This is a genomic window from Pararhodobacter sp. (assembly GCF_036802785.1).
Taxonomy (GTDB): Bacteria; Pseudomonadota; Alphaproteobacteria; order Rhodobacterales; family Rhodobacteraceae; genus Pararhodobacter.
In genome coordinates this window covers 1-7274 of the sequence record NZ_DAIRVN010000115.1, presented here as the reverse complement: position 1 = coordinate 7274, position 7274 = coordinate 1, and the positions used below count along the sequence as shown (strand labels likewise).

General features: G+C 66.2%; 9 protein-coding genes and 1 tRNA gene. 6 read left to right on the top strand and 4 right to left on the bottom strand.

Annotation, left to right across the window (positions count from 1 at the left end; translation table 11 throughout):
* Positions 1 to 144: 144 nt before the first annotated feature.
* Positions 145 to 705, top strand: a complete 561-nt coding sequence (locus tag V7Q53_RS22610; RefSeq protein ID WP_333831215.1) for a putative glycolipid-binding domain-containing protein — start codon at positions 145 to 147, stop codon at positions 703 to 705.
* 161 nt (positions 706 to 866) lie between these two features.
* On the opposite strand, the gene V7Q53_RS22605 is transcribed toward V7Q53_RS22610, so the two are convergent.
* Positions 867 to 942, bottom strand: a tRNA-Thr gene (locus tag V7Q53_RS22605).
* Positions 943 to 1120: 178 nt separating this feature from the next.
* Between V7Q53_RS22605 and V7Q53_RS22600 the strand changes: the two genes are divergently transcribed.
* The gene (locus V7Q53_RS22600) at positions 1121 to 1996 is read left to right on the top strand and encodes a hypothetical protein (protein ID WP_333831212.1); all 876 of its coding nucleotides are present in this window, start codon (positions 1121 to 1123) and stop codon (positions 1994 to 1996) included.
* 63 nt (positions 1997 to 2059) lie between these two features.
* On the opposite strand, the gene V7Q53_RS22595 is transcribed toward V7Q53_RS22600, so the two are convergent.
* Positions 2060 to 2314 (bottom strand): DUF2312 domain-containing protein, encoded by a 255-nt coding sequence (locus tag V7Q53_RS22595; RefSeq protein WP_333831210.1) that lies wholly within the window; start codon positions 2312 to 2314, stop codon positions 2060 to 2062.
* 254 nt (positions 2315 to 2568) lie between these two features.
* Between V7Q53_RS22595 and V7Q53_RS22590 the strand changes: the two genes are divergently transcribed.
* Positions 2569 to 2793: a hypothetical protein gene (locus V7Q53_RS22590; protein ID WP_333831207.1), complete on the top strand. Its 225-nt coding sequence runs from the start codon at positions 2569 to 2571 to the stop codon at positions 2791 to 2793.
* Between the two features lie 203 nt (positions 2794 to 2996).
* Here V7Q53_RS22590 and V7Q53_RS22585 read toward each other — a convergent pair whose 3' ends face one another.
* Together V7Q53_RS22585 and V7Q53_RS22580 are read right to left on the bottom strand one after the other, a co-directional pair.
* A complete protein-coding gene (locus V7Q53_RS22585) occupies positions 2997 to 4958 on the bottom strand; it encodes an enoyl-CoA hydratase-related protein (protein WP_333831206.1) in 1962 nt (653 codons plus the stop codon).
* Between the two features lie 80 nt (positions 4959 to 5038).
* A complete protein-coding gene (locus V7Q53_RS22580) occupies positions 5039 to 5386 on the bottom strand; it encodes a TraR/DksA family transcriptional regulator (RefSeq protein ID WP_333831205.1) in 348 nt (115 codons plus the stop codon).
* A 147-nt stretch (positions 5387 to 5533) separates the two neighbouring features.
* Here V7Q53_RS22580 and V7Q53_RS22575 point away from each other — a divergent pair, with 147 nt between their 5' ends.
* From V7Q53_RS22575 to V7Q53_RS22565, 3 genes are all read left to right on the top strand, one after another.
* Entirely contained in the window at positions 5534 to 6397 is an 864-nt protein-coding gene (locus tag V7Q53_RS22575) for an MBL fold metallo-hydrolase (RefSeq protein ID WP_333831203.1), read from the top strand.
* 102 nt (positions 6398 to 6499) lie between these two features.
* Positions 6500 to 6928: a YeeE/YedE family protein gene (locus tag V7Q53_RS22570; RefSeq protein ID WP_333831201.1), complete on the top strand. Its 429-nt coding sequence runs from the start codon at positions 6500 to 6502 to the stop codon at positions 6926 to 6928.
* Positions 6928 to 7274: DUF6691 family protein (locus V7Q53_RS22565; RefSeq protein ID WP_333831199.1), on the top strand; the 347-nt coding region annotated here is incomplete at its 3' end. The genes V7Q53_RS22570 and V7Q53_RS22565, both read left to right, overlap by 1 nt.

Below are 7274 nucleotides of genomic sequence, written 5' to 3'. Positions count from 1 at the left end.
GCATGTGGCCTTCGGGCGCGCATGGCTGACGTATGGGGGCGGGGACGGGCGGGCCTGATCCACCGGATCTTTGGATGCGGACTTTGCTGCCGCTGCTCATGACTGTTAGACTGGCTTGAGGCACATCTGAACTCCGGAGGTCTAATGCATACCGTTCTTTGGAAACGCCTGGATCAAGAAGGGCATGACGCCTGCCGGTTTGCCGAGACCGCCGCTGGCTGGACCATCAAGGGTACAGCTGTTTTCGAGCATGAGGGACAGGCCGCCAATCTTGCATATCGCCTGCTCTGCGACCGACAGTGGACAAGCTTGCAAGCCTCTGTCGCAGGATGGATCGGCAAGAGCGACTTCCAGCTAGATGTCGAGCGTGATGGCGACGACGGCTGGTGCATTAACGGCAGCAAGGACCATGCCCTTAAGGGGCTGAAAGATATCGACCTTGGCTTCACACCCGCCAGCAACACAAACGCGATTCGACGACTGGACCTGTCCACGGGCGATGAAGCGGATTCGGTTGCAGTATGGCTGGATACCGCAGACTGGACCGTAAAGCCGCTGCGCCAGAGCTACCGGCGCATCCAAAACCATGCCTTCGGCTATGCATCCCCGCATCATGATTATCGTACGACCCTCGCGGTTGACGATTTTGGTGCGGTGACTGAATACCCGGAGCTGTGGGTGATGCTCTCACACGGCAAAGCATAAAGCCTTCCTTTGCAGAAACGGGCGCCTTCGCGGCACTGGCGCCCCATCCCCGGCCAGATCTCACACCCGGATCCGACCGTGCCCTCAGGGGAACTCAGGCAAGGGGGTGTCGAAGAATGAACCAGCCTGCACGCCAATGCGTCATTGCCACGGGGCCATCATGGTGCCGGTTGAGGGACTTGAACCCCCGACCTTCGGTTTACAAAACCGCTGCTCTACCAGCTGAGCTAAACCGGCAACGCGCCCCTGATAGCGGGTTTGGGCGGGGCGCTCAAGCGGCAAGGTATGCCTTTCCCGCCGTTTCGCGCCCGGTTTTTCAGCCCCGCCGGCCGGGAACGGCGCCGGGGTTGCGCCTGCGCGCGGAATCGGCCAGAATCAGGCCCTTGGCAGGCGATGGAAGGAAGTTCCCGGGAACATGGAAATAGCCATTCACCTCGGGGCGCATCTGACCGATGAAGACCGGCTGATCCGCTGCCTGATGCGCAACCGCGCGGTGCTTGCCAGGGATGGAATCAGCATTCCCGGCACCAGCCGCTACCGCACCCTCCTGCGCCGTACCGCCCATGAGATGCGCGACACCGCCACCGATGCCGAAACGCAGGAAGCGCTGCTCGACAGCCTGATCACCGAAGATACGGTCAACCGCGTGGTGTTTTCCTCGGACTGCTTTCTGAGCAATCACCGCTGGGCGATCGGCAAGGGCCAGATCTACCCGGATGCGGCGGCCAAGGTGGCGGGCCTGCGCCGGTTGTTCCCCTCCGCAAGGGTGGAATTCTATATGGCCATCCGCAACCCGGCGACTTTCCTTCCGGCGCTGGCCGAGCATTCCGGCGCGGGCGGTGCCGAGCAGGTGATGGGGGCGGAAAACCCGCTGCTGCTGCGCTGGTCCGAAACGCTGGGGCGCATCCACGCGGCGGTGCCGGATTGCCGCCTGACGGTGTGGTGCGACGAGGATACGCCGCTTTTGTGGCCCGAGATCCTGCGCGAGGTCTCCGGGCATCCGGATGACCGGGTGCTGGAAGGAGTGTTTGACTGGTATCGCGGCTTTGTCTCGGAAGAGGGATTGCGGCTGATGGGTAACTGGCTGGCCGAGCGCCCGCCGATGACCGATCTGCAGCGGCGCAAGGTGCTCAGCGCCTTCCTCGACAAATTCGCCCTGCCCGAGAAGCTGGAGGTCGAGGCCACGCTTCCGGGCTGGCAGGAAGACCACGCCGACATCCTGAGCGAGCTTTACGCGCAGGATGTCGATCTGATCGCGCAGATGCCCGGGGTGGATTTTCTGGAAGCCTGAGGTTTTCTGAAAGCCTGAGGGCCGCCGCCCCGCCTGTCGCCGCCATGAAAAGCGGCGCGCGGCTTACACCATCCCCAGCGCGGCCTTGTAAACCTCAAGCACGGCTTCTTCCTCGGCGATGTCGTCGGGCTTGCGCTTGCGGATGGCGACAATCTTGCGCAGTGCACTGGTGTCATAGCCGCGCCCCTTGGCTTCGGCCATCACTTCTTTCTGCTGATCGGCGATGTCTTTCTTCTCGGCCTCAAGGTGTTCATAACGCTCAACGAACTGGCGCAGTTCGTCGGCTGTGACCGAATAGGTGGTGTCTGGGCTGCTCATGAATGCCTCTTCTTGCGCTGTGCCCGCATGTCCTAGCCGCTTGGCTTTGCGCAGGCAAGGGGTCTGCGGGCCCGTGCAAAGGGAGATGCCGGGGATGCGCGCGGGGGTTGCGGCGCGCGCGGCCTTGCGGCTATATCGGCGCGCCCCACCCGGCTTGCGGCATCATCTTGCCAGAAATACGCGCGGGGGTGAATGGCCGCAGGCCAGAGGGGGCGGCAGCCCCCTGGGCGGCGGAAACAAAAAAGGGGCAGGGCATGGGCCTTTTCGATATCATCATCTGGGCCGGCGCAGCGGTCACGCTGGCGGGCGTGGCCGGGCTGGGGGCCTGCATTGTCTATGTCCTGCGCCTGCGCCGCGCCGGGCTGGACGAAGTCAGCCTGCGCGCGCGTCTTCAGCGCGGCGTGGTCTGGAACATGGTGGCACTCTTCGTGTCGGTCATCGGGTTGATGCTGGTGGTCGTGGGTGTCTCGCTGAAATAGCGCGCCAGACGGGAGAGGGGTGGGACAGGGCAGAAGGAAGGGGGCTTTGCCCCCTCTGGGCCTGCGGCCATTTCCCGGCCCTTCTTTCCAGATGGGGCCACGGGCTCGGCGCTCAAAGCTGGGGCCTTCCACTGGAAGGCCCCCGGGACGCCGCTCACCCCCCGCGTATTTCCGGCAAGATGAAGGGGGGCGGCGCGCGCCTTTCAGTCGGTGTTGAGATCCTCAAAACGCCAGCCCTGGCGGATCATTTCACCGATCAGCGGTGCCGGTGACCAGAGGCCGGGGTCAAGCGTGGCGGCCTGAAGCAGCTCGTGGCGCAGGACAAGCGGGCCCATGCTGTCGGCTTCGGCCATCGGGCCGCCGCGCCAGTTGGGATAGCCCGCCCCCAGCACCATTGCGATATCGATATCCGACGGGCGCAGCGCCTGCGCCGCTTCCAGCAGCCTTGCGCCCGCGTTGATGAGGGCCAGCAGAAGCAGACGCTCCGCGGGCAGGGGCAGATCAGGGATTTCGGCGGCGGCTTCGGCGGGTGTATCTGCGGGGGCTGGTGTGACCTGAGCTGGCAGGAAGGCGGCGGGCGGCAGCAGGCCGCTGCCGCGCAATGTGGCATCCGGCACGCCCAATGCGATCAGGCGTTGCGCGGCGTCGCGCGCGGCGCGCAGAAGCGGCGGCAGGAGGGGGGCGCCGCCCGCGCGCAGGGGGGTCAGGTGCAGTGCCAGCACCAGTTCGGTGGCGCGCGCGGCGGTTGCCGGGTCCATGCCTGGCCGGACCACCAGTTCCACCAGTTGCGGCAGACCGGCGCGGCTGCGCACCGGGGCGGGCATCAGGGCAATGGCCTGTGCAGATTGCGCAAGCCCGCTGAGCGCTGTGTTCCAGGCCAGCAGCGCGCAACCGGCGGGTAGCACTCCGGCCAGCCCTTCCAGCAGCCCCGGCCCGGCGATGGCCAGCCGGGGCTGCGCCTCAGGCTCAGGCGTCAGCGCCCCTTGCAGTTGTGCCCAGGCGGCGTCGGCCCGGGTCTGCGTCAGCGCGCCGGAGGCGACGGCGGCAAGCTGCGCTTCGGCCACCGCCTCAAGCGCGGCGGTCAGTTGCGCGGTATCGGGCAGGATCAGCGTGACGGCGTGCCCCGCGCGCAGCAGAGGCGGCAGCAGCAGCGCGGCATCGGCCGGGCCGAGGGCGGCCAGCAGCGGCCCCTTGTGCGGCGCGGTGCGCGGGGTGGCGCGGGATTCGGGTGTGTCCAGCACCCGGCGCGCGGCACGCGACAGATGCACCAGCGCGCGCGCCGCCGGGGCGGTGGCGACATCGCGGGCAAGGACTGAGTCCAGCGCAAGGGCCTGATCCATCGGCAACAGTTGCGCGGCCTCGACCGCGTCGATCAGCAGTGCCTCGTGCCGGCGCTGCGGTGGCAGGGGGGCGGGAAGGGCGGCGCGCGCGGCACCAATCGCGGCATGAAAGGCTGGGGCATCGCGCAGGCCGGGAGGGATTGTCTCCCCCACCGGCGCGGCCCGCGCCAGTGCCGCCGCGCGGGCGATGGCGGCAGGGACCAGCCCCTCTGTTTCAAGCGCGTCGACCAGCCCGGCGGCAAGGGCTGCCGGGGCGGGCATCGGCCCTTCGCGTTGCAAAAGCGCCAGCGCTGCACCGGCTCCGATGCGCCATGCCAGCCGTACCGCGCCATTGCCCGGCGGCAGCCGCGCCAGCCGCGTCTCAGGAAAATGCAGCCCCGCGCGCGGATCGGCCAGCCGTTCCGTTGCCGCCAGCGCCAGCGCCAGCCCCGCCGAGGCCACCCGCCCGTGCAGCGCGCAGACCACCGGGCGCGGGCTGTCGGCGATCTGGCGGCAAAGGTCGTCCAGCTGGTCAAGAATGGCGGGCGCGGTTGTGGGGTCAGGCCCCGGCGGCGGCAGGTCGGCATACGGGCCTGCGCAGAAATCAGGCCCGCGCGCGGTGATCACCACGGCGCGCACCCCGGGGTCGCGCTGCGCCATGGTCAGCGCGCGCGCGAGCGCCTGTGCCAGCGCGGGGGCAAAGCGGTTGCCCCCCGGCCCGGCAAGCGTCAGCACCGCGACGCCATCCTGCAGGCGCCGCTGTACATAGTTCTCGCTTGCCCCGGCCCCGCCCAGCGTTTCGGCTATGGCGGGCTGGCCTGTCTCTGCGCCCTGATCCTCGCGCACTGCCCCTCCTCCCCGTGGTTGACGGGTGTATTAAAGCAGGTTGTGACGAAGTTGACAGGGCTTTTGCGCCGGAAATGCCGCTAGCGGGCGCAATTCGCGCAGAAGGGCGTCGCGGGCAGCAGGTCAAGCCGCTCGGGCGCGATCCGGGTACCGCATTGGGTGCAGAAGCCATACTCCCCCTCGTCGATACGCTGAAGGGCGGCGTTGATCATGCGGATCTCGTGCTGGCCGTCTTCGCCGAGTGCGGTCAGCGCCTCATCCTGCTCGCGTTCGGTCGCCATCTCCTCCCAGTCCTTGCTGTCATGGGACTGAAGCTCGGCTTCGATGCCGTGCAGGCGGCTGTCCAGCTCGGCCAGACGCTGCGAGAGCGCGGCCTTGCGGCGGTCAAGTTCGGCTTTGGAAAAGTCTGCTTTGGAAAAATCGGGCATCGGTATCCTCCTGTTCGCGTTGGTGGTGTACAGTAGCGTGGTGCAGGGGGTGGCGGGTTGATGCAGGTCAAAAATACACATTCACAACTTGCAATATGATTTCATTCCGCTATATTGCCGTCAGCAAACAGTTTTGGAGAGCGACCCATGAAACCCGAAGTCTTTGCCTTCTTTGACGAGGCCACCTTTACTGTCACCTATGTCGTGCGTGACCCGTCCTCGGACAAGGTCGCCGTGGTCGATTCCGTTCTGGATTTCGACTATGCCTCAGGGCGCACCGATACGCGCTCAGCCGATGCGGTGATCCGCTTCATCCGGGAAAAACAGTTCAAGGTGGAATGGCTGCTGGAAACCCATGTCCATGCCGACCATCTGTCTGCCGCGCCCTATATCCAGCAGGAAACCGGCGGCAAGATCGCCATTGGCCGCAACATCACCGTGGTGCAGGACACCTTCGGCAAGGTCTTCAACGAGGGGACCGAGTTTCAGCGCGACGGCAGTCAGTTTGATGCGCTGTTTCAGGATGGCGACAGCTTCCATATCGGCCAGCTGCGCGGCGATGTGATGCATACGCCGGGGCACACGCCCGCCTGCCTGACCTATGTCATCGGTGATACGGCCTTTGTGGGCGATACGCTGTTCATGCCCGATTTCGGCACGGCGCGTTGCGATTTCCCGGGCGGATCGGCCGATACGATGTGGGAATCGATCCAGAAAATTCTCAGCCTTCCGGAGGCCACGCGCATCTTTGTCGGCCATGATTACAAGGCCGAGGGGCGCGATGAATATGCCTGGGAAACCACGGTGGGCGCGCAGAAGGCGGTGAACAAGCATGTGGGCGAGGGCAGCTCAAAAGAAGAGTTCGTCCGCGCCCGGACCGAGCGCGATGCACAACTGGCCATGCCGCGGCTGATCATCCCCTCGCTGCAGGTCAATATGCGCGCAGGCCAGATGCCGCCGCCGGAAGACAACGGGATGAGCTATCTGAAAGTGCCGGTCAACGGCCTCTGAGCGCTGAAAGCCGCGCGCCCGGGAAGAAGGGGGCGCGGCTTTCGCTGACAGCACAACACGGCAAACCCCGCCTGGACGGGGGCCAGTAACGGGAAGATGAACATGGAAACGGATTGGATTTGGGGCCTTGTCGGAGGCCTGATGATCGGTTCTGCGGCGGCGGTGTTTCTGCTGGTCAACGGGCGGATCATGGGCGCCTCGGGGATCATCGGCGGGCTGGTGGACCGCTCGGGCTGGGCCACATGGGCTGAGCGGCTGGCCTTTCTGGCAGGGCTGGCGCTGGTGCCGGTTCTGGTGCGCCCGCTCTACACGGTTGAGGTCAGCACCAACATCACCTCAAACCTTGCCCTGATCGTTGCGGCGGGGGTTCTGGTGGGGGTCGGCACGCGGCTGGCCAATGGCTGCACCTCAGGGCACGGGGTCTGCGGTATCTCGCGCTTCTCGCTGCGCGGGATGGGGGCGACGGTGTTCTACCTGCTGGCCGGGGGGCTGGCGGTGGTTCTGTTCAAACATGTTCTGGGGGTGATCTGATGCTGCGCAATCTCTTTGCTTTCGTCGCCGGCGGGTTGTTTGGTGTGGGTCTGCTGGTCTCGGGCATGACCAATACCGACAAGGTGCAGGGCTGGCTGGATATCTTCGGTGACTGGGACCCGACGCTGGCTTTCGTGCTGGGCGGCGCGATCCTGCCGATGACGGTCGCGTGGAACATCGCCGCGCGGCGCGCAAGGCCGGTGCTGGGCGGCGAGATGCCGCGCAAGCCGGGCAGCCAGATCGACCGGAACCTGGTGATCGGCTCGCTGATGTTCGGTGCGGGCTGGGGCATGGCGGGGCTGTGCCCGGGGCCTGCGATCGCTTCGATCAGCTGGGGCGGGCTGGG

What these genes read in the sequence shown, in the direction of transcription:
- V7Q53_RS22610 (WP_333831215.1), top strand. Translation starts at nt 145, where the DNA reads ATGCATACCGTTCTTTGGAAACGCCTGGATCAAGAAGGGCATGACGCC.
- V7Q53_RS22600 (WP_333831212.1), top strand. Translation starts at nt 1,121, where the DNA reads ATGGAAATAGCCATTCACCTCGGGGCGCATCTGACCGATGAAGACCGG.
- V7Q53_RS22595 (WP_333831210.1), bottom strand. Translation starts at nt 2,314, where the DNA reads ATGAGCAGCCCAGACACCACCTATTCGGTCACAGCCGACGAACTGCGC.
- V7Q53_RS22590 (WP_333831207.1), top strand. Translation starts at nt 2,569, where the DNA reads ATGGGCCTTTTCGATATCATCATCTGGGCCGGCGCAGCGGTCACGCTG.
- V7Q53_RS22580 (WP_333831205.1), bottom strand. Translation starts at nt 5,386, where the DNA reads ATGCCCGATTTTTCCAAAGCAGACTTTTCCAAAGCCGAACTTGACCGC.
- V7Q53_RS22575 (WP_333831203.1), top strand. Translation starts at nt 5,534, where the DNA reads ATGAAACCCGAAGTCTTTGCCTTCTTTGACGAGGCCACCTTTACTGTC.
- V7Q53_RS22570 (WP_333831201.1), top strand. Translation starts at nt 6,500, where the DNA reads ATGGAAACGGATTGGATTTGGGGCCTTGTCGGAGGCCTGATGATCGGT.